22 protein-coding genes and 3 tRNA genes are annotated in these 21,851 nt (G+C 72.3%); 13 read left to right on the top strand and 12 right to left on the bottom strand.

Annotation, left to right across the window (positions count from 1 at the left end; all coding sequences use genetic code 11):
* The first annotated feature begins 30 nt into the window (after positions 1-30).
* Complete coding sequence (locus ASF17_RS15580; RefSeq protein ID WP_156357390.1) at positions 31-204, top strand: hypothetical protein; 174 nt, start codon at positions 31-33, stop codon at positions 202-204.
* 18 nt (positions 205-222) lie between these two features.
* Here the strand turns inward: ASF17_RS15580 and ASF17_RS10455 are convergent, their stop codons facing one another.
* Entirely contained in the window at positions 223-1,521 is a 1,299-nt protein-coding gene (locus tag ASF17_RS10455) for a M23 family metallopeptidase (RefSeq protein WP_055799283.1), read from the bottom strand.
* A 220-nt stretch (positions 1,522-1,741) separates the two neighbouring features.
* On the opposite strand from ASF17_RS10455, the gene ASF17_RS10450 reads away from it, so the two are divergent.
* The 4 genes from ASF17_RS10450 to ASF17_RS10435 all read left to right on the top strand — a co-directional run bounded on the left by ASF17_RS10450 (position 1,742) and on the right by ASF17_RS10435 (position 3,663).
* Positions 1,742-1,814, top strand: a tRNA-Glu gene (locus tag ASF17_RS10450).
* A gap of 49 nt (positions 1,815-1,863) precedes the next feature.
* A tRNA-Asp gene (locus ASF17_RS10445) sits at positions 1,864-1,937 on the top strand.
* An 80-nt stretch (positions 1,938-2,017) separates the two neighbouring features.
* Positions 2,018-2,090 (top strand) — tRNA-Phe (locus ASF17_RS10440).
* Between the two features lie 49 nt (positions 2,091-2,139).
* Positions 2,140-3,663: a glycosyltransferase family 39 protein gene (locus tag ASF17_RS10435; RefSeq protein ID WP_055799279.1), complete on the top strand. Its 1,524-nt coding sequence runs from the start codon at positions 2,140-2,142 to the stop codon at positions 3,661-3,663.
* 37 nt (positions 3,664-3,700) lie between these two features.
* Here ASF17_RS10435 and ddaH read toward each other — a convergent pair whose 3' ends face one another.
* Positions 3,701-4,576: a dimethylargininase gene (gene ddaH, locus ASF17_RS10430; protein WP_369814524.1), complete on the bottom strand. Its 876-nt coding sequence runs from the start codon at positions 4,574-4,576 to the stop codon at positions 3,701-3,703.
* 97 nt (positions 4,577-4,673) lie between these two features.
* Here ddaH and ASF17_RS10425 point away from each other — a divergent pair, with 97 nt between their 5' ends.
* On the top strand, positions 4,674-5,111 hold the full coding sequence (locus ASF17_RS10425; protein WP_055799275.1) for an Lrp/AsnC family transcriptional regulator: 438 nt from the start codon (positions 4,674-4,676) through the stop codon (positions 5,109-5,111).
* Positions 5,112-5,307: 196 nt separating this feature from the next.
* Here ASF17_RS10425 and ASF17_RS10420 read toward each other — a convergent pair whose 3' ends face one another.
* On the bottom strand, positions 5,308-8,838 hold the full coding sequence (locus tag ASF17_RS10420; RefSeq protein ID WP_055799273.1) for a proline dehydrogenase family protein: 3,531 nt from the start codon (positions 8,836-8,838) through the stop codon (positions 5,308-5,310).
* Positions 8,839-8,879: 41 nt separating this feature from the next.
* On the opposite strand from ASF17_RS10420, the gene ASF17_RS10415 reads away from it, so the two are divergent.
* Positions 8,880-9,374, top strand: coding sequence for a MarR family winged helix-turn-helix transcriptional regulator (locus tag ASF17_RS10415; RefSeq protein WP_055799269.1), 495 nt, complete (start codon positions 8,880-8,882; stop codon positions 9,372-9,374).
* A 110-nt stretch (positions 9,375-9,484) separates the two neighbouring features.
* On the opposite strand, the gene ASF17_RS10410 is transcribed toward ASF17_RS10415, so the two are convergent.
* The 8 genes from ASF17_RS10410 to ASF17_RS16095 all read right to left on the bottom strand — a co-directional run bounded on the left by ASF17_RS10410 (position 9,485) and on the right by ASF17_RS16095 (position 16,753).
* Positions 9,485-10,441, bottom strand: coding sequence for a DNA-3-methyladenine glycosylase family protein (locus ASF17_RS10410; RefSeq protein WP_055799266.1), 957 nt, complete (start codon positions 10,439-10,441; stop codon positions 9,485-9,487).
* Between the two features lie 120 nt (positions 10,442-10,561).
* Positions 10,562-11,281: an ANTAR domain-containing protein gene (locus ASF17_RS10405; RefSeq protein WP_055799263.1), complete on the bottom strand. Its 720-nt coding sequence runs from the start codon at positions 11,279-11,281 to the stop codon at positions 10,562-10,564.
* A 56-nt stretch (positions 11,282-11,337) separates the two neighbouring features.
* Positions 11,338-11,814, bottom strand: coding sequence for a MarR family transcriptional regulator (locus tag ASF17_RS10400; RefSeq protein ID WP_055799260.1), 477 nt, complete (start codon positions 11,812-11,814; stop codon positions 11,338-11,340).
* 210 nt (positions 11,815-12,024) lie between these two features.
* Positions 12,025-12,630 carry a potassium-transporting ATPase subunit KdpC gene (gene kdpC / locus ASF17_RS10395; protein WP_055799256.1) on the bottom strand — a complete coding sequence of 202 codons (606 nt, stop codon included), beginning with the start codon at positions 12,628-12,630 and terminating at the stop codon, positions 12,025-12,027.
* 43 nt (positions 12,631-12,673) lie between these two features.
* On the bottom strand, positions 12,674-14,857 hold the full coding sequence (gene kdpB, locus ASF17_RS10390) for a potassium-transporting ATPase subunit KdpB (protein ID WP_082475267.1): 2,184 nt from the start codon (positions 14,855-14,857) through the stop codon (positions 12,674-12,676).
* A 2-nt stretch (positions 14,858-14,859) separates the two neighbouring features.
* Positions 14,860-16,533 carry a potassium-transporting ATPase subunit KdpA gene (gene kdpA / locus ASF17_RS10385; protein WP_055799252.1) on the bottom strand — a complete coding sequence of 558 codons (1,674 nt, stop codon included), beginning with the start codon at positions 16,531-16,533 and terminating at the stop codon, positions 14,860-14,862.
* Positions 16,533-16,622 (bottom strand): K(+)-transporting ATPase subunit F, encoded by a 90-nt coding sequence (gene kdpF / locus ASF17_RS15575; protein WP_071257733.1) that lies wholly within the window; start codon positions 16,620-16,622, stop codon positions 16,533-16,535. The genes kdpA and kdpF overlap by 1 nt, the downstream gene beginning before the upstream one ends.
* Positions 16,619-16,753: a hypothetical protein gene (locus tag ASF17_RS16095; RefSeq protein ID WP_255354962.1), complete on the bottom strand. Its 135-nt coding sequence runs from the start codon at positions 16,751-16,753 to the stop codon at positions 16,619-16,621. Before ASF17_RS16095 ends, kdpF begins: the two co-directional genes overlap by 4 nt.
* Before the next feature lie 116 nt (positions 16,754-16,869).
* On the opposite strand from ASF17_RS16095, the gene ASF17_RS10380 reads away from it, so the two are divergent.
* The 3 genes from ASF17_RS10380 to ASF17_RS10370 are packed head-to-tail and all read left to right on the top strand — an operon-like array spanning position 16,870 to position 18,438.
* Positions 16,870-17,475, top strand: coding sequence for a hypothetical protein (locus ASF17_RS10380; RefSeq protein WP_055800666.1), 606 nt, complete (start codon positions 16,870-16,872; stop codon positions 17,473-17,475).
* Positions 17,476-17,535: 60 nt separating this feature from the next.
* On the top strand, positions 17,536-17,892 hold the full coding sequence (locus tag ASF17_RS10375; RefSeq protein ID WP_156357389.1) for a hypothetical protein: 357 nt from the start codon (positions 17,536-17,538) through the stop codon (positions 17,890-17,892).
* A 9-nt stretch (positions 17,893-17,901) separates the two neighbouring features.
* The gene (locus ASF17_RS10370) at positions 17,902-18,438 is read left to right on the top strand and encodes a septum formation family protein (protein ID WP_055799245.1); all 537 of its coding nucleotides are present in this window, start codon (positions 17,902-17,904) and stop codon (positions 18,436-18,438) included.
* An 83-nt stretch (positions 18,439-18,521) separates the two neighbouring features.
* Here the strand turns inward: ASF17_RS10370 and ASF17_RS10365 are convergent, their stop codons facing one another.
* A complete protein-coding gene (locus tag ASF17_RS10365) occupies positions 18,522-19,124 on the bottom strand; it encodes a TetR/AcrR family transcriptional regulator (protein WP_055799242.1) in 603 nt (200 codons plus the stop codon).
* Between the two features lie 109 nt (positions 19,125-19,233).
* Between ASF17_RS10365 and ASF17_RS10360 the strand changes: the two genes are divergently transcribed.
* From ASF17_RS10360 to ASF17_RS10350, 3 genes are all read left to right on the top strand, one after another.
* Positions 19,234-19,944, top strand: coding sequence for an SDR family oxidoreductase (locus ASF17_RS10360; RefSeq protein WP_055799239.1), 711 nt, complete (start codon positions 19,234-19,236; stop codon positions 19,942-19,944).
* A 156-nt stretch (positions 19,945-20,100) separates the two neighbouring features.
* The gene (locus ASF17_RS10355; RefSeq protein ID WP_369814523.1) at positions 20,101-20,535 is read left to right on the top strand and encodes a LexA family protein; all 435 of its coding nucleotides are present in this window, start codon (positions 20,101-20,103) and stop codon (positions 20,533-20,535) included.
* Complete coding sequence (locus ASF17_RS10350) at positions 20,528-21,841, top strand: Y-family DNA polymerase (RefSeq protein ID WP_055799236.1); 1,314 nt, start codon at positions 20,528-20,530, stop codon at positions 21,839-21,841. Before ASF17_RS10355 ends, ASF17_RS10350 begins: the two co-directional genes overlap by 8 nt.
* Positions 21,842-21,851 lie beyond the last annotated feature (10 nt).

The following is a 21,851-nucleotide window of genomic DNA, read 5'->3' as shown; positions in this document are numbered from 1 at the left end:
CCCCTCATGGTCTGACGAGGGAGGACGGACGTGTTCGAGAGCAAGACGGTGGTGGCGATCTGCGCGGGGATCATCCTCGTCGTCGCGGTCCTGATCTGGATCCAGATGACCGGCGCCTTGGCCGTCTTCTTCGATCCCGAACCCGAGGAGGACTACGCGATCGCGGTGCTGCGGTCCCTCTCGGTTCTGGCGCGCGCCTCCTGAGAGGCCGGGGAGGCGCGGCTAGAGCGTGATGCCGCGCTGCGCCATGAAGGCGACGGGGTTGGCGGCGGTGCCGTTGATGCGGGTCTCGAAGTGCAGGTGGCAGCCGGTCGAGTTGCCGGTCGAGCCGACGTGGCCGATCTGCTGGCCGAGGGCGACCCGCTGGCCGACCCCCACGATGATGCCGCCGTCGGGCTGGTGACCGTAGGCCGTCGTGATGCCGTTGCCGTGGTCGATCAGCACGTAGTTGCCGTAGCCGCCGTACCAGCCGGCGTAGACGACGGTCCCGGCCGTCGCGGCGAAGATCGGGGTGTTGCAGGCGGCGGCCAGGTCGGTGCCCGCGTGCAGGATGTACGCGCCGGTGACGGGGTTCACGCGCATGCCGAAGCCGCTCACGACGTTCCCGCCCGAGGGGCGCGTCCAGCCGAAGCTCGACGTGACGCCCACCGGGGTGCCCGAGGTCGGGCTGCCGAGTCGGGCGGCGCGGGCGGCGGCCTCGGCCTCCTTCTTCTTGCGCTCGGCCTCGCCCTTCAGGAACTGCTTCTCGGTCGTCTTCGTGTTCGTCTTGAGCGAGGTCAGCTGCGCCTGGAGGCGCGCGCCGTTCTCCTGCTGCTCGGCGAGCGAGTCGGCGGCGGCCTTCACGGCCGCGTTGGCGGCGTCGAGCGCGGCCTCGGCCTCGTCGGCCAACGCGCCCAGCGCCTCCTCGGCGACCTCGGCCTGGTCGGTCAGCCCCTGCGCCGTGTTGCGGTCCTGCGTGGCCTGCGAGTAGATGCCGTCGGCCTGCTCGGTGAGCTTGGTCATCGCGCCGAGCTTGTAGAGCAGCTCGCCCGCGTCGCCCGGGTCGGCGATCAGGGTGCCGGTCATGTCGTTGCCGTTGCCGCCCGATCGGCCGAGCTGGGCGGCGAGCTGACCCGCGCGCTTCTCGCTCGCGGCGGCGACGGTGGCGGCCGCGTCGGCCTGCCCGCGCAGCTGCTGGGTCCGGTACTGCGCCTCGTCGAAGGCGCTCTGCGCCTTCTGCAGCAGATCGCCCTTCTTCTTCGCGTCGGCGTTCTTGCGGTCGAGGTCGGCCTCGATCGTGTCGAGCAGCTTCTCGAGCCGCGCGATCTCGGCCTTCTTGGCCGCCTCGTCACCCCGCGCCTTCTCGACGTCGGACCACGACGGGTAGCTCGCCGCCTGCGCCGAGTCGACCGGTCCGCCGGCGACCCCCACGCCGACGACCAGGGCGAGCGCGACGGCGACGGCGGTCAGTCGGCCGCGACGACCGGCCGGGGCCGAGGTGCTCGAGGCGCCGGGGAGACCGAGGAGGCGGAGGAGAGTCATGCGTGTTCGATTCACTCGGGATGCTGGGCGGCGCCGACGTCGGCCCGTCGGACCTTCAAGCGCAGGTCGAAACTAACGGCGGCGGGGCCCGACGGCGGGAACCGCGCCGGAGTGGCGTGGCGACTCGTGTCGAGCCCGCCGTGCGGGCATCTCGTTTTGCATTAAGCCCGGCGGTTCCGTATGCTCGTCTCTCGGTTGCTCTGTGCTCTTCGGAACACACGGCCCCATCGTTTAGTGGCCTAGGACACCGCCCTTTCACGGCGGCAGCACGGGTTCGAATCCCGTTGGGGTCACTGGTTCGGCAACGATCCAGAGTCCGGTTAGTATAAGTAGCAATTGTTTGGCCCTGTAGCGCAGTTGGTTAGCGCGCCGCCCTGTCACGGCGGAGGTCGCCGGTTCAAGTCCGGTCAGGGTCGCGAAGGCGAGTTTCTCGCCTGGAGGGCACGTCCCTCCGGTGGGCCGGCAGGTCGGGGCGCAGTCTCCACCGAGGCCCCACGGCTGGGTAGCTCAGTTGGTAGAGCGTTCGACTGAAAATCGAAAGGTCCACGGATCGATGCCGTGTCCAGCCACCCAAGGCCCCGCCCCGGCGGGGCCTGTCTTCTTTAAGCCAGGGGTCGCGTGAGCATCGGCCACGACCCGGGCGTCGCGCATCCGCGCCACCGCTGGCTCGACCCGCTGCTCGCCGGACTCCTCGCGGTCGTCGTCACGGTCACCGGCAGCTGGATCCCCTCGTACTGGAGCGACGAGGCCACCACCCTGCTCGCGGCGCGCATGCCGCTGCCCGATCTGAGCGCGTTCCTCGGTCAGCGCGACGCGGTGCACAGCGTCTACTACCTGTTCATGCACGCCTGGATCGGCGTCGTGGGCGAGAGCGAGTTCGCCACGCGCCTCCCCGGGGTCCTCGTCACCGGTCTCGGAGCCGCGGGCGTGCTCGTCCTGGTGCGCATGCTGACGAACCGCACGACGGCGGTGCTCGCCGCCGTCATCTACGCCGTGCTGCCCCGCCTGACCCTCGAGGCGATCGAGGCTCGGCCGTACGCGCTCACCGCGGCCCTCGCCGTGTGGATCACCGTGCTGGTGCTCGTCGCGTCTCGCCGGCACAGCTGGTGGTGGTGGGCGGCCTACGGGGCAGGGCTCGCCGCCGCCGTCGCGACCTTCGTGCCGCTGGCGCTGATGGTCGTCGTGCACGGGGTGTTCCTCGCGTTGGCCCCGGCTCAGCGCCGTCGTCGGGGAGCCCGCCACCGCCTCCTCGGCTGGTCGGTGTCGACCGGGGCCGCGCTGCTCGCGACCGCACCGTTCATCGGCACCGTGCTCGGCGAGCGCAGCCGGCTGCTCGGGGCCGACGACCCCTCGACCGGCGCCGACATCACCTGGTGGACCGTGCTCGTCGAGCCGTGGTTCGCGACGTCGATCGCCTACGTCGTCATCGGGCTCGTGCTGCTGATCCTGCTCGGCACGCGCCTGCGCGACCGGGCCAGGACCCCCGGCAGCGTCGTGCTGCTCGGCGCGCTCTGGGTCGTCATGCCCATCGGCGTGCTGCTGCTGGCCGGCATCGCGCTCGAGCCGATCTACCAGGCGCGCCTCGCCGTGTTCGCCGCCCCCGGCATGTGCCTGCTGCTGAGCGTCGCCATCACCGGGTTCCGCCGTCGCTGGATCAGCATCGCGTTGATCGCGCTGCTGGTCGTCGCGTCGGCCCCGACCTGGGTGCTGCAGCGGCAGCCGACGGGCAAGGGAGGCGCGGCCGATCTGCGTCAGATCGCGAGCTACATCGAGCAGCAGGCGCGGCCCGGCGACGCCTTCGTGCTCGACGCGTCGGGCACCGTCTCGACCAGGCCCCGCCAGGCGCTCTACGCCTACCCGGACCGCTTCGACGGGCTGGAGGACGTCGCGTTCGTGCGCTCGGGCGCGTCCGAGGGCCGGTTCACCGACGTCACGCTGAGCCTCGACGACGAGACCCAGCGCGACGAGCTTCAGGAGCGCCTCAGCGACGTCGACCGTCTCTGGATCACCCGGCTGCAGGTCGACGCCGTCGACGACTCCGATCTGCGGACCCTCGGCGGCTTCGGCTACGACCTCGCGCAGGAGCACCGCACGGGCCGCAGCGTGGTCTACCTGTTCGTGCGCCCCGACGGCCGCGGCTGAGCACGGACCGCCGAGGAGGCGCGGGTCGGGTCGACCGTCAGCGTCGCAGATCGAGGGTGCAGCACTTGACCCCGCCGCCGCCCAGCAGCAGCTCGGAGAGGTCGACGCCGATCGGGTTGTAGCCGCGTTCGCGCAGCTGGCGCTCGAAGCCGGTGGCCCGGGCGGCGATGACGACGTTGTAGCCGTCGCTGTACGAGTTGAGCCCGAGGATCGCGGCATCCTGCTCGTCGACCAGGATCGCGTCGGGGAACCTCTCGCGGAGGATCTCGAGCGAGGGCGCGTCGAAGGCGCTCTCGAGGTAGGCGATGTTCTGGCGGCCCTCGACCGGCTCGGGGTCGAGCACGGCCACGGCGGTGTCCAGGTGATAGAAGGCGGGGTCCACCAGCGTGAGCCCGACGACCTCGCGGCCGAACACCCGGGCGACCTCGTCGTGCGAGCGGGTCGAGGTGCGGAACCCGGTGCCGGCGAGCACGACGTCGCCCACGAGGAGGAGGTCGCCCTCGCCCTCGTTGATCTCGCTCGGGACGGCGACCTCGAAGCCCGCGTCGCGGAACCAGTCCATGTACGCGGGGCCCTCGGGCTGGCGCTCGGGGTAGGTGAAGAGGGCGCCGTAGGCCTTGCCGTCGACGACGAAGCCGCCGTTCGCCGCGTAGACCATGTCGGGCAGGCCGTCGATCGGGTCGATCAGGTGCACGTCGTGGCCGAGCCCGACGTACGTGTCGTACAGCACCTGCCACTGGGCGACCGCCTTGGCCGTGTCGGTGGGCTCGGCCGGGTCCATCCACGGGTTGATCTTGTAGCTCACGGTGAAGTGGTCGGGTCGGCACATCAGCACCGTGCGCGGGGTGGCTCGACGGGTGATCGGGTTCTGGGGGTCTCCGGCGGTGTCCACGGAGTCGCTCGTGATGCTCACGGATGCCAGTGTCACACGCCGTGCGCGCAGGTGATCGGGCTGCCACGCAACGAACATGCGTTGTGAGCACTGTGCACGCAACGAGTAGGGTCTTCGGGTGGACAATCTCGATTTCGGCATCATCGACCTGCTCCGCCAGAACGCCCGCGCCGGGTACGGCGACATCGGGGCGTCCGTCGGCCTCAGCGCCTCGGCCGTGAAGCGCCGGGTCGACCGGCTCGTCGCCGACGGGGTCATCAAGGGGTTCACCGTGCAGGTCGACCCCGCGGTCGACGGGCTCGGCACCGAGGCCTACGTCGAGCTCTTCTGCCGCGGCACCGTGTCGCCGCAGGAGCTGCAGCGCATCCTCAGCACCGTGCCCGAGGTCGTCGACGCCGGAACGGTCACGGGCAGCGCCGACGCGATCGTCCACATGCGCAGCCGCGACATCCCCTCGCTCGAGGAGGCGCTCGAGCGCGTCCGCAACGCACCCAACGTCGACCACACCCGCAGCGCCATCGTCCTGTCGAAGCTGATCAGCCGACACCCGGCCTGAGCGGCTCGGTGCGCAGGGGAACCAGAACGGGCACGGGCAACCGCGAACGGGCGAGAGCACGGGCACGGCTCGCCGCGCCCCGGCATCCGCACCTCGGAGTCAGCGGAGACCTTGGAGCCGCGCGCCTCCGAGCCGGCGCAGGCCGCCGAGCTCGCGCAGGCCTCCGAGCCGCACCGCACCTCACCTCACCTCCGAGCTAGCGCAGGCCTCCGACCAGTCGGCGCAGCGAGGCGTCGGGGCGCCCGTCGCGGTGGGCGGCGACCGTGACCGTCTGCTCGTGCACGAACGGCAGCAGCTCGACGCGCCCCTCGTCGGTCACCTCGCCCGTCCACACGGCGACGTCGGCGCTGTTGCCGAAGGCCGACGACAGGGCCGTCCGCCCCTGACCGATCAGCCGGATGCGCAGCCCGCGGTAGTCGGCGACCCGCCGGGGCGCACCCGACGGCGCGATGCCGAGGTCGACGACGAGGTCGCGCTCGTCGTCGGCGTTCTGGAGCCCCCCGACGGCGGCCCGGTCGAAGAAGGCCTCGTCGCTCTCGACGACCACCGAGCCGACCTGGACCGGCGACCGCGGCGAGGTGATCAGCAGCCGGAGCGAGGCGGGCAGGGGCGAGGCGGTGCTGACGTCGACGCGGGCACGGGCGCGGGTGGCCGCCGCGATCAGCCGCACGAGGTCGACGGGGTCGCCGCCCGACGCCAGACGCAGCACGACCGACGCGGGTCGGTGCCGTACGAGCGTGCGCTCGACCGGGACGCCCCCGATCTCGCGCGACGCCCCGAACAGGTCGCTCCACGCCCTCTCGTCGCTTCGAGCCGCGGCGCGGACCCGGTCGAACTCGTCGAACGAGAGGTTCGCTCGCGCGGCCTCGATCAGCCGGACGACCGGTTCGGAGACGCCGTCGAGGGCGAGCGACTTCTCGGGCGACCGGGCCACGCGCGACCAGGCGCCCTGCGCGGTGACGGTGTGCGCGCCTCCTGAGGCCGTCGTCCGCCCGATCGAGGCACGGCGTCGACCAGCCGCCGGCGACCGCCCGGCGCGAGGGGCCGCGACGGGGCGGTTGACCACGAGCGAACCCGCCTCCACCTCGTCGAGCCAGCGTTCGACCTCGCCCGCGTCGAGCGAATGCAGGCCCGCGGTGATCGAACGGTCGAGCGAGTTCTGCACCTCGATGGCCTCGCCGAGGGTGTCGACGCGCATCAGGCCGATGACGGGCCCGCCGCGGGTGGGCGCGAAGAACGTTCCGCCCGGTCGCACGCCGTCGCGCACACCGGGCCGCCAGAGCAGGCCGTCGTCGTCGAGCCGCTCGGGCTCGACCAGCCAGCTCTCACCGGAGTCGAGCCGGGTCAGGGCGGCGAGCAGCGGCCCCTCGGCGGGGTCGATCAGCGGCCCGACGTCGGTCGTCACGACGTCCGGCCAGCCGACGCGGAGAGCGGCGACGGCGTCGACGAGCCGACGACGGAAGGCGTCGACCCGGATCGGCGACCCGACCACCACGACGAGGCGAGCGACCCACGGCGCCTGACCGGCGTGAGCCACCGCCCCCGCGACGACGTCGACGGCCGCGCGGTCGAGGTCGGCGCTCTCGGCCACGGCGACGGAGTTCAGCCCGGCGGTCTCGGCCCACATCTCGCGATCGCCGCGGAAGGAGCGGATCCGGGCCGCGTCGTCGAACGATCCGTGCTGCACGACGCGGTCGACGGCCGGGTGCATGAGCAGATCGTGGGCGAGCTCGAGGTCGTCGACGATCGCCGTCGACACGAGCGACGTCGGCACCCCGGCCGAACGCAGCAGGTCCGAGACGACCGACGCGGTGCGGCAGGCCTCCGACGCCGGGCGGACGACGACGCCGCTGCCGGCGGCGAGCGCAGCCGAGACGGAGCCGATCAGGGTCGAGACGGCCGAGTCGGCGGTCGGCACGACGACGGTGAGCCGAGGAGGCGCGTAGCGGGCACCGCGGACGTCACCCAGTCCGCGGGCGAGCACCGCATGCCAGCGGGCGGCGTCGACGGCCGCGGCGACGTCGAGGTCGGCCTCGGTCATGGTCGCGCCGGTCTCGCTGACCAACACCTCGATCAGGCGGGCCCGATGCGAGTCGATCTTCGCCGCCACCCGATCGAGGAGCTCGGCGCGGAGAGCATGCTCGCGACGCCCCCAGGCGACCCCGGCCTCGACCGTGCGCGCCACGATCTCCTCGAGGCGCCCGTGGTCCCGCACGCGGGCCCCCTCGATCTGCTCGAGACCGAGCTCGGAGGTGCGGGCGGCCACGAGGATCCGCCGGGCCCAGGCACGGACCGCGTCGAGGGCGGGATCCGAGTCGGGCGCGGAGACGAGGTCACCGTAGGGAGGCGCGGGCCGCGTGGATGCGTCGCCCGATGTCGCGTCGTCGGCCCCGTCGGCGTCGATGGCGTCGGCGGCGTCGGCCGCGTCGGCGAGGTCGTCACTCCCCGCACCGGCACCGGCACCCGCACCCGCACCGCCCCCGGCGCTCGGACCCCCGCCGATCAGGCCCCGGATGAGAGCGCCGACCGCCGCGTCGGACTCGGCGGGCGGCGCCGTCGGCGTGTAGACGGCCATGCCCCCGACCTCGGCCGCGACGACGCGGGTCTGAGCCGGGGCGAGTCCGTGCATCATCTCGAACACGACCGACCCGGCGACGTCGCGGTGGCGCGCGAGAGTCCAGGCGTGCGCGAGGTCGGTCAGGTCGTGCGTGGCGACGCCGACGTGCGCCACGGCGGCGTTCTCGGGCCGCAGGGCGTGATCGAGCAGGCGTCGGTACGAGGCGTCGGTCGCCGCCTTCGACGGGAGGGTGGGTGCGGCCCGCCCGTGACGTGCCGCCTCGACGGCCTCGGCGCCGAGGTTGCCGCCCTTCACCAGCCGGACGCGGATCGGCGCGCCGCCCTCGGCCACCCGCTGCCGCGCCCAGTCGGTGAGCAGCTCGAGGGTCGCGAGGGCGTCGGGCAGATAGGCCTGCAGCGCGATGCCGGCGTGCAGACCCCGCAGCGAGGGCTGATCGAGGAGGCGCGTGAAGACGTCGACGGTCAGGTCGAGTTCGCCGCGCCTCCCCATGTCGAGATCGAGCAGGGTCGGCGTCTCGCCGCTCCGCGCGAGCTCGTAGAGCGGGGTCAGCCGCTCGACGAGCGCCGCCGCGGTCTCGTCGAGGCCCCAGGGGCCGAACGGGCCGCCGACGTCGCGCAGCGAGAACGAGACGTGCCGCACGTCGCCACGGGCGACGAGCGCGCGCACCCGGGCGAGCCGTCGGTCGGCGCCCGCCGGTCCGACGACGGGTTCGCCCAGCGGGGCGAGGTTCGGCCACGATCCGTCGACGGCGAGCGCCGGCAGCTGCGCCGCGAGCCGCTCGGGCGTCTCGTCGACGACGAGGTGCTCGACCAGGCGACGGAACGCCCGCCGGGCGACGGGGATCACGGCGCGGGGCGCCAGCGGGCCGAAGCCGCCGCCGGTCGAGACGGCGGCGCGCAGAGGCCACGGGAGCGAGTCGGGCATCGAGCGGCTGAGGCCGTCGAGTCGGCGGGCCGCGACGGCCGGGTCGTCGACGAGGACGACGCCGTCGATGAACGCCGCCGTGAAGTCGAGACCCTCGGGATCGCGCGTCACCCGGGCCAGCCGGGCGGCCGTCGCGTCGACCGGTGCGCCGCTCGCGGCCTGCTGCCATCGCCGGGCGGTCTCGGCGGTCTGCTGTGTGAGGTCGGCGGCGTTCACATCGGGCATGGCCCGAGGATATGCCGCACCACCGTCTCTACACTGGGCGAATGTCCCACGAACTGACCGACGACGAGTGGGCCGTCTGGGACGCCTTCTACAACATGCGACGACGGCTCGATCGCGCGCTCGAGCTGCGCCTGCACACGCAGTCGGGCGTGTCGGCGGCCGAGTACGAGATCCTGGTGGGGCTGGGTCGCAGCGCCGACCGGCGCCTCCGGGTCCGGGACATCGCCGACCACATCGGCTGGGAGAAGAGCCGCGTCAGCCATCAGGTCACCCGCATGGAGAGGCGCGGGCTCGTGCGCCGCTCGGAGTGCCCGACGGACGGCCGCGGCACCTGGGTCGAGCTGACGGCCGACGGCCGACGCGCGATGCTGACGGCGACCCGTGGTCACACCGCGGCCATCCACGAGTACTTCGTGACCTCGCTCGGCGACGACGCGCAGACTCTGCAGGCCTTCGCCGATCGCGTCCTCGGCGCGATCGGAGCGGACGCCTCGCCCGACGGCCCCGCGCGCCCGGGCCCCGATCCGACCGCCTGACCGCCCGACCGCCCGACCGCCGGCCTACCGGTCCACCGGCCCGGCGACCCACCGATCGCCGCGACCTGCGCCGACCCCCGAGGAGGCGCGCCCGGGGAGGACCGGAGGCGTCAGTGGAAGCGGTGGTCCTGGATGGTCATCCGCGGGCCGAACTTCGGCTTCGAGAAGCCGCTCGCCGAGATGAGGCGCATCACCCGCTCGCGGTGACCCCGCCACGGCTCGAGCAGCTCGAGCATGCCGTCGTCGTCGACCGGCCTCCCGATCAGGGCCCAGCCCACGAGCGCGGGGAGGTGGTAGTCGCCGACGCTCGGGCTGTCGGCGTCGCCGTGCGAACGCTGCATCGTCTCGGCGGCCGTCCACACGCCGATGCCGGGGATCGACCGCAGGCGCCGCTCGACCCCGGGGCCCCCGCGCCCGAGCGACAGCGTCCGCTCGAGCGACGACGCCACGGCGCAGACCCGCATGACCGTGTCGGACCGCTGGGGACCGACCCCGGCGCGGTGCCAGTCCCAGCTCGGGATGCGGCGCCAGCCCGCGGCGTCGGGCGGCACGACCAGCCCCTCGGGGGCCGGCCCCGGCGCGGGCTCGCCGTGTCGGCGGACGAGATCGCGCCAGGCCCGCCACGCCTCCCGGCTCGTCACCTTCTGCTCGAGCACCGCCGGCACGAGCACCTGCACCACCTGGTTGACCCGGGTCAGCCGGAGCCCCGGCAGGCGGTGCCGGGCGTCGCGCAGCAGGGCGCTGCCGGAGACGTCGAGCCCCGACCAGTCGTCGCCTCGGCCGAGCATCTCGGGCACGGACTCGATGACCCACTCGGCGCCGGGGCCCCACGCGCGGGCGTGCACGCCGTCGGCGACCGCCTCGAGGCGCAGGGTCGCGGCCCCCGACGGCGTGCGGATCGCCCGCCACACGACGCCGCCGATCACGCGGTAGGCGGGGTCGCCGGCGCCCCGCGAGAGCGGCCGCAGGGTCGCCCGCACGTCGACCGGGTCGGACGGCCGGTACACGGTCACGACCGCTGGGCCGCCCGCCGGGTCGACGTGGTGCGTCGAGGCGGGATCGGACATGGAGCGATGGTAGACGCCGCCGCCGACACGATCGGGCGCGCGTGGTGCACGAGAAGGGGAGGAGGCGCGGAGAAGGAGGAGGCGCGGTGGGGCTGCGACCGGCACCGCGCCTCCTCGGCGTCACCGGGCCGGGATGACCACCGTGCCCTGGACGACGCCCTCGGCGATCGACGAGAGCGGGGCCTGCGCCGAGCGGGCGTGGGCGCGGAGGAGGCGGTAGGCGCTGTCGGTGTCGAGCTCGTGCCGGTGCGCGAGGAAGCCCTTGGCCTGCTCGATGACCACCCGGCTGTCGAGGGCCCGCTGCAGCTGCTCGCGCACCTCGTCGCCGTCGCGGATGACCCTCTCGCGGATGATGCTGATCGTCGCGACGTCGGCGAGCGCCTGGGCCGCCGTCGCGTCGGCGTCGTTCAGCGCGCCGTCGTGGTCGCGGAACAGGTTGAGCGACCCGATGGTCTGCTCGCGCAGACGCATGGGGATCGCGTGGGCCGAACGGTAGCCGGCGTCCACGGACGCCTCGGCGAAGACCGGCCAGCGGTCGACCATCTCGGCCGGGTCGACGACGGACACGACGACGCGTCGCGTGACGGCCTCGATGCAGGGGCCCTGCTCGGCCTCCAGCTGCAGCCGCCCGATGCCGCGGCACTCCTCGCTGGTGGCGGCCGCGACCTCGAGGTGCGCGTCGTCGGCGCCGAGGACGATGTTGCAGTCGGTCGCGTCGAAGAGGGTCGCGCACTGGTCGACGAGGGTCTGCAGCGTGTCGATCACGTCGTACTCGTTGACGAGCGAATCGGCCAGGCTGACGAACGAATGGACGAGTTGCGCTTCACGGCTCTCCGACATCGCCCCATTAAAGACGGCTGGCGGACACTGGGGACGGTTCGGCGGCCGACGGCGTGTCACTCGGGGCCGGCGGCCTCCCGGGCGGCGCCGTTCAGGGCGTCGGTCACGCGGTCGAGCTGCGGGAGCACGGCGGTGATGGCATCGTCGGTGCCCGAGGTCGAGAGCACGTAGCGGTACGCCTCGTTCAGCATCGACATCGTGTCGTCGCCCTTCTCGGTGAGGCGGAGGTGCAGGCTGCGACGGTCGCCGGGGTGCTTCTCGCGGAAGATGTGCCCCGAGCGCTCGAGGCGGTCGATGACGGCGGTGGTGGCCCCCGAGCTGAGGACGATGTCCTTCGCGAGCGCCCCCGGCGTGATGCCGGGCGTGTCGTTGATGGCGGTCAGCGCGGACAGCTCCATGGGGCTCACGTCGACGACCCTGGCGGTGTACACGCGGTACCGGCGGTGGGCCTCGTCGAGCTGGTGGAGGGTGTCGGCCAGTCGTGCGACGGACTCCGGGGTGTTGGCCGGGGTCGCGGGCAGATCGTCGTGCATGGGTGCTCTTTGCTCAGGGTGCGGGGGCGCGGTCGTCGCGCGCGGCTTCTTCCCGCGGGGCGGCGGGGCGGTGAGACCGTCGGGCCTCCCCCGATTCTGTCGCGCTGCGGGGTGCCGCGTCTATGCCCTGTTCGAGGCAGACGACGCCGCGGGCGGCCGGGATGCCCCGACCGCCCGCGACCCCGGTGCCCCGACCGCCCCGCCCGCGGGTCAGCCCGCCGTCGCCGCGAGCGCCACGTTCAGCTCGAGCACGTTCACCGTGGGCTCCCCGAGGTAGCCGAGGTCGCGGCCCTGGACGTGACTCTCGACGAGGGCCGACACCTCGTCGGCGGGCAGGTCGCGCGCGGCCGCGACCCGGGCGATCTGCAGACGGGCGTAGGCGGGGCTGATGTGCGGATCGAGGCCCGAGCCGGACGCGGTCAGGGCGTCGACCGGGATGCTCGCGGGGTCGACCCCGTCGCTCTCGGCGATCGCGGCCCGGCGCTCCTCGACCGCGGTCACGAGGTCGTCGCTCTCGGGCCCGAGGTTGCTGCCGCTCGAGGCCGAGGCGTCGTAGCCGTCGCCGGCCGCGGAGGGCCGCGACTGGAACCACTCGGGCAGAGCGACCCCGTCGGCGTCGGTGAACGACTGCCCGATGAGCGACGACCCGACGGTCTCTCCGTCGAGACGGACGGCCGAGCCGTCGGCCCGACCGCTCAGGGCGACCTGGCCGATGCCCGTGACGACCGCCGTGTAGACGACGCCGAGCAGCAGGGTGAAGACGAGCATGGCCCGGAGGGCGACGCCGTGCTGGCGGAACAGGGTGCGTGTGTTCATGGTCTCTCTCGTTGCGTGGGGGTCGCGGGCTCGGCTGGCCGGCTCAGAAGCCGGGGAGGAGGCTGACGACGAGGTCGATGAGCTTGATGCCGACGAACGGGGCGACGACGCCGCCCACTCCGTAGACGAGCAGGTTGCGCGACAGGATCGCCGACGCGGACGCCGCCCGGTACCGGACTCCGCGCAGGGCGAGCGGGATGAGCGCGACGATGACCAGCGCGTTGAAGACGATCGCCGACAGGATCGCCGACGCGGGCGAGCTCAGCTGCATCACGTTCAGCACCCCGAGCCCCGGGAACACCCCGGCGAACATGGCCGGGATGATCGCGAAGTACTTCGCGACGTCGTTCGCGATCGAGAACGTCGTGAGGGCGCCTCGGGTGATGAGCAGCTGCTTGCCGATGCGGACGATGTCGATCAGCTTCGTGGGGTCGCTGTCGAGGTCGACCATGTTGCCGGCCTCCTTCGCGGCCGAGGTGCCCGTGTTCATCGCCACGCCCACATCGGCCTGCGCGAGCGCGGGGGCGTCGTTGGTGCCGTCGCCCGTCATGGCGACGAGCGCCCCGCCCTGCTGCTCGCGGCGGATGAGCGCGAGCTTGTCTTCGGGCGTGGCCTCGGCGAGGTAGTCATCGACGCCGGCCTCGGCCGCGATGGCCTTCGCGGTGAGCGGGTTGTCGCCCGTGATCATCACGGTGCGGATGCCCATCGTGCGCAGCTCGGCGAAGCGCTCGCGCAGCCCGGTCTTGACGACGTCCTTCAGGTGGACGACGCCGAGCACGCGGGCATCGGCTGCGGTCGTCTTCATGGCGACCACCAGGGGCGTGCCGCCGGCGTTCGAGATCTCGTCGATGCGGGTCTGGAGCTCGTCGCGCTCGCTCGACGAGAGGCGGCGATCCTCCTCGACCCACGAGATGATCGAGTTGCCGGCGCCCTTGCGGATCCGGGTGCCGTCGGGCAGGTCGAGCCCGGACATCCTGGTCTGCGCGGTGAAGGGCACGATCTCCCCTCGCCGATCCTCGGCGTCGTGCCAGCCCGTCGTCAGGGCCAGGTCGACGATGGACTTGCCCTCGGGCGTCGGGTCGGCGAGGGAGGACCGCGCTGCGGCGTCGACGAGCTCGGCCGGTGCGATGCCGTCGAGCGGCGTGAACTCGGCGGCCTGGCGGTTGCCGTACGTGATCGTGCCGGTCTTGTCGAGCAGCAGCGTGGTGACGTCGCCGGCGGCCTCGACGGCGCGACCCGACATGGCCAGCACGTTGCGCTGCACGAGGCGGTCCATGCCGGCGATGCCGATGGCGCTCAGCAGGGCGCCGATCGTCGTGGGGATGAGGCACACCAGCAGGGCGATGAGCACGGGGATGCTCACCGACGCGTCGCTGTAGGCGGCGATCGGGTTCAGGGTCAGCGTGACGACGACGAAGACGATCGAGAGGCTCGCGAGCAGGATGTTCAGCGCGATCTCGTTCGGCGTCTTCTGCCGCGAGGCCCCTTCGACGAGACGGATCATCCGGTCGACGAAGGTCTCGCCCGGCTTGCTCGTGATCCGCACGACCACGCGGTCGGACAGCACGCGCGTGCCACCGGTGACGGCGCTGCGGTCGCCGCCCGACTCGCGGATGACCGGCGCGGACTCGCCGGTGATGGCCGACTCGTCGACGCTGGCGATGCCCCAGACGATGTCGCCGTCGCCGGGCACGACCTCGCCGGCGGTCACGACGACGACGTCGCCGAGGGTGAGATCGGCGGACGAGACGGACTCCGAGGAGGCGCGCTCGGCTCCGCCGTCGGACACCGCGTCGTACGCCGTGACGCGCCGGGCCGTGGTGCTCGTGCGGGTGGCCCGCAGGGTCTCGGCCTGCGCCTTGCCGCGCCCCTCGGCGACGGACTCGGCGAGGTTGGCGAAGACGACGGTCAACCACAGCCAGACGGCGATGGCGGCCGTGAACGAGCCGGGCACGGGCGATCCGCCCGAGGTCTCCGGGCCCGTGAAGAGCCCGGCCACGGCGAGGATCGTCGTGTAGGCGGCGCCGACCTCGACGATGAACATGACGGGGTTGTGCCACATCTCGCGCGGGTCGAGCTTGCGGAGGGCCCCCGGGAGGGCGGCGACGAGCTGGGCGGCCCCGAAGGCGCCGCCGCGCTTCGGCGGGGTGCCGGTGCCGGAGTCGGCGCGGGTGGCGTCGTCGGCGTCGTGTGACGCGTCGGTGGCAGGTGTGTCGGTGGTGGTCATGGTTACTGCAGCCCTTCGGCGAGCGGCCCGAGTGCGAGGACGGGGAAGTAGGTCAGCGCGGTGATGATCACCGAGACGCCGGTCAGGAGGCCCACGAACTGCGGGCGGTGGGTGGGCAGCGTGCCGGCCGTGGCGGGCACCCTGTCCTGTGCGGCGAACGAGCCGGCGAGCGCGAGCACGAGCACGATCGGCACGAACCGGCCGAGCAGCATCGCGACGCCGAGGGTCGTGGTGAACCAGGGCGTGCTCGCGGTCAGCCCGGCGAAGGCGGAGCCGTTGTTGTTCGCCGCCGAGGTGAAGGCGTAGAGCACCTCGCTGAAGCCGTGCAGCCCCGGGTTCCAGATGCTGGTGCCCTCGACGTCGGCCCGCACCGCGGGGATCGCGAAGCTCAGCGCCGTGAACGCCAGCACGATCGTCGGCGTGACGAGGATGTACAGGCTCGCGAGCTTGATCTCGCGCGGCCCGATCCTCTTGCCGAGGTACTCGGGCGTCCGCCCGACGAGCAGCCCCGCGATGAACACGGTGATCACGGCGAGCACGAGCAGGCCGTAGAGCCCGCTGCCCACACCGCCGGGGGCGATCTCGCCGAGCATCATGTTCAGCATCGCCATCATGCCGCCGAGGGCCGTGTACGAGTCGTGCATCGAGTTGACGGCGCCGGTCGACGTGATCGTCGAGGTCGTGCCGAACAGGGTCGACCCCCAGATGCCGAACCGCGCCTCCTTCCCCTCCATCGCGCCTCCGGCCAGCTGCGTCGCGGTGCCCGCGCCGCGCAGCTCGAACCAGGTCATCGCCGACAGCGACACGGCGAAGATCGTCGCCATGACCGCGGCGATGGCGACGCCCTGACGGGTCGAGCCGACCATGCGGCCGAAGGTCCGCGGCAGCGAGAACGGGATGACGAGCATCAGCAGCACCTGGAGGACGTTCGTCCACGGGGTGGGGTTCTCGAACGGGTGGGCGCTGTTGGCGTTGAAGAAGCCGCCACCGTTGGTGCCGAGCAGCTTGATGGCCTCCTGCGAGGCGACCGGCCCGCCGGGGATCGTCGCGGCGCCCCCCGTGAGGGTCGTCACGTCGGTGAAGCCCGCGAGGTTCTGGACGACGCCGCCGGCGAGGAGCACGAACGCCGAGAGGACGGCGAGGGGCAGCAGGAGGCGCGTGACGGCCCTCGTCAGGTCCACCCAGAAGTTGCCGAGGGTGCCGCTGCGGACCCGGGCGAGCCCGCGGATCAGCGCGACCGCGACGGCGATCCCGACGGCCGCCGACACGAAGTTCTGCACGACGAGTCCGAGCACCTGCACCGCATAGCCCATCGTGATGTCGGGCGAGTACGACTGCCAGTTCGTGTTGGCCACGAACGAGGCCGCCGTGTTGAACGACAGCCCCTCGGGCACGGCCGGGAAGCCGAGCGAGTACGGCAGGACCGCCTGGAGCCGCTGCAGGGCGTAGACGAACAGCACGCCGACGAGCGAGAACGCGAGCACACCGCGCAGATACGCGGGCCAGGTCTGCTCGGAGGCGGAGTCGACCCCGATGAGGCGGTAGAAGCCGCGCTCGAGCCGGGCGTCCTTCGCCGTGGTGAAGATGCGGGCCATGTGGTCGCCCAGGGGGCGGTGCACAACGACCAGGACCACCACGACGGTGAGGATCTGGAGGATGCCGGAGAGAGCGTCCACTAGAACCTCTCGGGCTTCACGAGGGCGTACACGAGGTAGGCGAGGGCGGCCACGGCGAGGACCGCCGCGCCGATGCTGAAGACGATCACAGCTTCTCGACCCCCTTCGCCACGAGGGTGACCACTGCGAACACAGCGATGACGGCGAGCACGTACACGATGTCGAGCACTACGACTCCAAGAGGATGATCGGCGGGCCCTGAGGCCCGGGTGCCCGTCACGGGCACAGCGAGTCAGTAGACGCCCCCTCGGCGCCTCGGCCGGCGGCCTTTACGGGTTCCTCACGCCGGGCTCGGGGATCCTCACGGACTCCACACGCCACGGCATGATGGAGGGCATGCGAGACAGCGCCGTGATGCCCGCCGACGACCCGCGCCGCGCGGCGCTCGAGGCGGAGGGCTGGCGCGTGACGGCCCGGTCGTTCGGCGCGGAGCTCGACGCCGACCGCATCGACCGGGCGAGGCTGCAGGAGGCGCTGGCCGGCTCCGTCGGACGGGCGGGCGTCGCGCGCGAGCTCACCGCCGACGACGTCGACGCCGTCCTGGCCCTCGACGCCGCGACGGCCCGCGACTACCCGGGCAGCGTGGCGACGCGGCAACGGCCCGTCGATCGCGATGGGGCGACGCCGTCGGCCTCACGGCGCATGTTCGGGGTGCTCTCGGCGGGCGGCGAGCTGCTCGCGCTCACCGTCGTCGACGTCGACGGGGCCGCGGCCGAGACCGATTTCACGGTGGTCGCACGCGACCGACGGCGCCGGGGTCTGGGCGTCGCCGTGAAGGCGCTCTCGGTGCTGACCCTCGTCGACGACGGCGTCGAGCGGTTCCGCACCGGCGGCTCCGCCGACAACACCGGCATCCTCCGGGCGAACGCCCTGCTGGGCTACGTGCGCGACGAGGAGTGGGTGACGCTCGAGCCGGGCGACGCCCGACCCGAAAGGGGGTGATCCGCGAGTCGCGCTCGTCACGGGTCGCTGAATAATCTGGCATCGACCTTTGGGGGGTTCATGCGGAGAAGAAAAACGCTCGTCAGCCTGGCGATCATCGCGACCATGGGATTGTCCGCCTGCTCGGCCGCCGATGAAACGTCGCCGCCCAGCGAAGCAGCACCTTCAATGGCCGCAGACCCGACACCCGAGGAAGGTCACTGCTGGACTCTCGAGGACGAGGCGATCGATGAACGTGCGGGCACGAAACTGCCACTCGCCTGGTCGGGAGCGGAACCGGTCGACTGCGCCACCGATCACGAGATCATCACCGTGAAGGTCGCGGACATTCCGCAGGGCACGATGGAGTCGTTCACCCCCGAGACGACCATGGACGACGTCACACAGACGACGCGCGACTTCATCCAATCGACCTGAGGCCTCGCCTTGAGCGATGCCTTGCAGATCGACGACGACTCCTTGTACGCGACATTCACGCTGCAACCTCACATCCCTGCGCCAACGGCCTGGGCCGATGGCGACCGCTGGCTGCGATGCGACATCATGAGGCTGCCAGCAGGGATGAACTTCGCCGCGCAGAAGTCGACTGCTGCGTATCCCCTCCTGCCGGCGAGCATCGCGGACATGGCCGCGCAGATGAAGGCCGACCCTCGTGAGTATCAGCTGTGCGCGACCACTCCAGGCGGTCAGGACCCGTTCGACTCTCAGGGGCGCCGAACCGAAGTGGCCGACTGCACCGGCGAGTACGAATGGCGGTTCGTCTCCTCCATCAAGGCCTCGGACGAGTTCCCAGCGGGGAACCCGGGCATCGCTGCGATCGAGGATCGGGGCAGGGTGCTGTGCGAGGCCGAAGCGCCGGAAGGCGTGGAGTGGTACGCCTACTGGCCCCTTGAGGACGAGTGGTCCGAGACGGCTACCTTCTCGTGCTGGCTTCGGGATGGGTCTCTGGCGGCCCTGTCCTAATGAAGTCGAAGTGACTGCCTCGGCATCCGGTACCTGAGTCCCTCCCTCGAGGTCGCGGTGCGCATGGATGGCCGAGCCCCGCCTCAGTCGGGGAGGATGACCCTCAGGCGCGCGCGGATCGCCTCGACGATCTCGTCGTCGGAGACCGCCTCGTCGACCGCCGACGACATCGCGAGCATGACGACCGCCGAGATCACCTGGGCGAGCGAGGCGGCGTCGGCCGGACTGCGCGACGTGAGGCGCGTGATGATGCCGGCCACCGCCTCCTCGGTGCGAGCCACGATGGCGAGGGCCTCGGCGTGATGCGGCTCGGTCGCGTCGCCGAACGCCATCTCGCGGAGGTACGTGCGGCCGTTCTCGACCTGTTCGCGGTTGCAGTGCACGATCGGAGTCAGCACGGCGACGATGGCCTCGACGGCCGTCGCGGCGCTCTGGGAGGCGCGGATCCCCTCGTCGAGGGAACGCGCGTAGTTCGCGTTCTGCGCGAGCAGCAGCAGCTCGCCCTTCGTCCTGGCGTAGAGGAACAGCGTGCCGGCGCCGACGTCGGCCGCCTCGGCGATCTGCTGGGTCGTGACCTCGTCGACGCCGTGGCGGGAGAACAGGTCGGAGGCCGCCCGGGTGATGCGCTCGAGCTTCGCCTGCTTGTTGCGTTCGCGCCGCCCGGGCTCGGGGGATGTCGACGACATGGCATGCTCCAGGAATAGATTCTGACTGAACTCAATTATGACATGAGTCAGATATCTGGCGGCTCGTATTCGAGCATCACATCTTCTCACCCTCTCGGAAGGAACACCCATGACCAGCATCGAAGGCTCCGTCGTCCTCGTCACCGGAGCGAACGGGGGCATCGGCACCGCGTTCGTCGAGGCCGCCCTCGCCCGCGGTGCCGCGAAGGTCTACGCGACCGCCCGCACCCCGCGCGAATGGAGCGACGACCGCGTCGTGCCCCTCGCCCTCGACGTGACCGACGCCGCCTCCATCGCGGCCGTGGTCGAGGCCGCCCCCGACGTCACCATCCTCATCAACAACGCCGGCGCCAACACGCCCACCCCCGGGATCCTCAGCCACACCGACGACGAGATCCGCGCCAACGTCGAGACGAACTTCTTCGGGCCGCTGTTCCTCGCCCGCGCCTACGCCCCGCTGCTCTCCGCGCAGGGCGGCGGCACGGCGATCATCGACATCCACTCGGCCCTGTCGTGGTTCGCCGTGGCGGGCATCTACTCGGCGACCAAGGCCGCTCTGTGGTCGGCGACGAACTCGCTGCGCCTCGAGCTGCAGCCCGCCGGCGTCCAGGTGGTCGGCGTGCACGTCGGCTACGTGGACACCGCGATGGCCGCCGGCGTGACCGACGCGAAGACCTCGCCCGTCGACCTCGTCTCCGACGTCTTCGACGCGACCGAGGCCGGCGAGCACGAGGTCCTCGCCGACGAGACCTCGCGGCAGGTGCGGGCGGGTCTCTCGGCCCCCCTCGAGGCCCTGTACCCGCAGCTGGCCCGCGGCTGACGCCGTGACCGGCCGAGGAGGCGGTCCTCGCGACCGCGGGCGCGCCTCCTCGGCCCCTCCCCCGATGTCGGGGGTGCTCCGTAGGCTTCACCCCATGAGCTCCCCGACGATCGTCGCCGACCCCGCCGCGGCGCGGGGTGCCGTCGGGGGCGCCCGGTGAGCGCCGCGATCATCGGACCCGTCGGGGGCGACGAGCGACCCGAGGGGCTCCTCGCCCGCCTGGCGCCCGAGGCCGTCCCCGCGGGCTTCCCGTCGCCGGCGCAGGGCTACTACACCGGCCCCGTCGACCTCAACCGCCACCTGATGCGCGACCCGACGGCGACGTTCATCGTGCGGGTCAGCGGCGAGAGCATGATCGGCGCGGGCATCTTCGACGGCGACGAGCTCATCGTCGATCGCGGGCTCGACGCGCACGAGGGCGACGTGGTGGTCGCCGTCGTCAACACCGAGCTGACCGTCAAGCGGCTGTCGTACCGGTCGGGCCGCATGGTGCTGAGCCCCGAGAACCCCGCCTACCCCGAGATCGTGCTGTCCGAGCACGACGAGGCGACCATCTGGGGCGTCGCCACGAGGTGCCTGCACCGTGTCTGAGCCGCGCTCCCCGTCGACGGCTTCGCGGCGCAGCATCGCGATCGTCGACGCCAACAACTTCTACGTCTCGTGCGAGCGCGTGTTCGACCCCGCCCTCGAGGGCCGGCCCGTCGTCGTGCTCTCGAACAACGACGGCTGCGTCATCGCCCGGTCGCAGGAGGCGAAGGCGCTGAACGTCGACATGGCGGCGCCGTGGCACACGATCGCCCCGATCGCGGCGATGCAGGGCGTGGTCGCCGTGTCGAGCAACTACGAGCTCTACGGCGACATGTCGGCCCGCTCGGCCGAGATCCTCAGCCGGTACACCAGCAGCCAGGAGGTCTACTCGATCGACGAGTCCTTCATCGAGCTGACCGGCACGCTCGACGACACCATCGCGCAGGCGCGCGAGATCCGGCGCATGATCCGCAAGCTGATCGGGCTGCCCGTCAGCATCGGCATCGCTCCGACCAAGACCCTCGCCAAGCTCGCCAATCGGGGCTCCAAGCAGAACCCCGCCCTCGCGGGAGTGTGCCACCTCGGCAGCTACGGCCCCGAGCAGCAGACCGCCATCCTGGCGAGCGTCGACGCCGGCGAGGTGTGGGGCATCGGCCGACGGACGGCCAAGAAGCTGATCCCGCTCGGCATCCACACCGCCGCCGATCTCCGCGACGCCGACGTCGCCCGCATCCGCAAGCGGTTCGGGGTCGTCCAGGCCCGGGTCGTCGAGGAGCTCCGCGGCGTCGACTGCCTGCCGATCGACCAGGTGCAGCCCGAACGCGACCAGATCCACCACTCGCGGTCGTTCGCCGTGCCCATCACGACCGTCGCCGAGCTCGAAGAGGTCATGTCGGTCTACACGCAGCGCGCCGCCGCCCGCCTGCGGAAGCAGGGCTCGCTGACCCGCATGATGCGCTGCTTCGCCGCGACCTCCCCGTTCGCCGAGGGGTCGGCCCACACGAACCACGTCGTCTCGGCCGCGTTCCCCGAGCCGACCGACGACGCCACGACGCTCTACCGCGCCGCCATCGCCGCGCTCGGGCCGCAGCTCGAGCCCGGCAAGAGGTACGTCCGCGCCGGCGTCACCCTGATGGAGCTCACGCCGCGCGACGAGCACGCCAGTCTCGACGTCTTCGGCGAGGCCGCCGAGACCCCGCCCGCCTACGGGGCCGTGCTCGACCGGATCGCCGGCCGGTTCGGCGAAGAGACGCTCGGCCTCGGCGTGGCCGGGCTCCGCCATCGCCGCGGCTGGACGATGAAGCGCGACATGGTCTCGCCCCGCGCCACCACCCACTGGAACGAACTCGCGGTCGTCAAGGCCGACTGAGCGCCGGCCG

The sequence above is a fragment of the Frigoribacterium sp. Leaf263 genome, assembly GCF_001422285.1.
Lineage (GTDB): Bacteria > Actinomycetota > Actinomycetes > Actinomycetales > Microbacteriaceae > Frigoribacterium.
This window is presented reverse-complemented; position numbering and strand designations above follow the sequence as displayed.

Excerpts from the sequence above, each read along its gene's own strand:
- ASF17_RS10455 (WP_055799283.1), bottom strand. The coding sequence starts at position 1,521 with ATGACTCTCCTCCGCCTCCTCGGTCTCCCCGGCGCCTCGAGCACCTCG.
- ASF17_RS10420 (WP_055799273.1), bottom strand. The coding sequence starts at position 8,838 with ATGCCCGATGTGAACGCCGCCGACCTCACACAGCAGACCGCCGAGACC.
- ASF17_RS10415 (WP_055799269.1), top strand. The coding sequence starts at position 8,880 with ATGTCCCACGAACTGACCGACGACGAGTGGGCCGTCTGGGACGCCTTC.
- ASF17_RS10410 (WP_055799266.1), bottom strand. The coding sequence starts at position 10,441 with ATGTCCGATCCCGCCTCGACGCACCACGTCGACCCGGCGGGCGGCCCA.
- ASF17_RS10405 (WP_055799263.1), bottom strand. The coding sequence starts at position 11,281 with ATGTCGGAGAGCCGTGAAGCGCAACTCGTCCATTCGTTCGTCAGCCTG.
- ASF17_RS10400 (WP_055799260.1), bottom strand. The coding sequence starts at position 11,814 with ATGCACGACGATCTGCCCGCGACCCCGGCCAACACCCCGGAGTCCGTC.
- kdpC (WP_055799256.1), bottom strand. The coding sequence starts at position 12,630 with ATGAACACACGCACCCTGTTCCGCCAGCACGGCGTCGCCCTCCGGGCC.
- kdpB (WP_082475267.1), bottom strand. The coding sequence starts at position 14,857 with ATGACCACCACCGACACACCTGCCACCGACGCGTCACACGACGCCGAC.
- ASF17_RS10380 (WP_055800666.1), top strand. The coding sequence starts at position 16,870 with ATGCGAGACAGCGCCGTGATGCCCGCCGACGACCCGCGCCGCGCGGCG.
- ASF17_RS10375 (WP_156357389.1), top strand. The coding sequence starts at position 17,536 with ATGCGGAGAAGAAAAACGCTCGTCAGCCTGGCGATCATCGCGACCATG.
- ASF17_RS10365 (WP_055799242.1), bottom strand. The coding sequence starts at position 19,124 with ATGTCGTCGACATCCCCCGAGCCCGGGCGGCGCGAACGCAACAAGCAG.
- ASF17_RS10360 (WP_055799239.1), top strand. The coding sequence starts at position 19,234 with ATGACCAGCATCGAAGGCTCCGTCGTCCTCGTCACCGGAGCGAACGGG.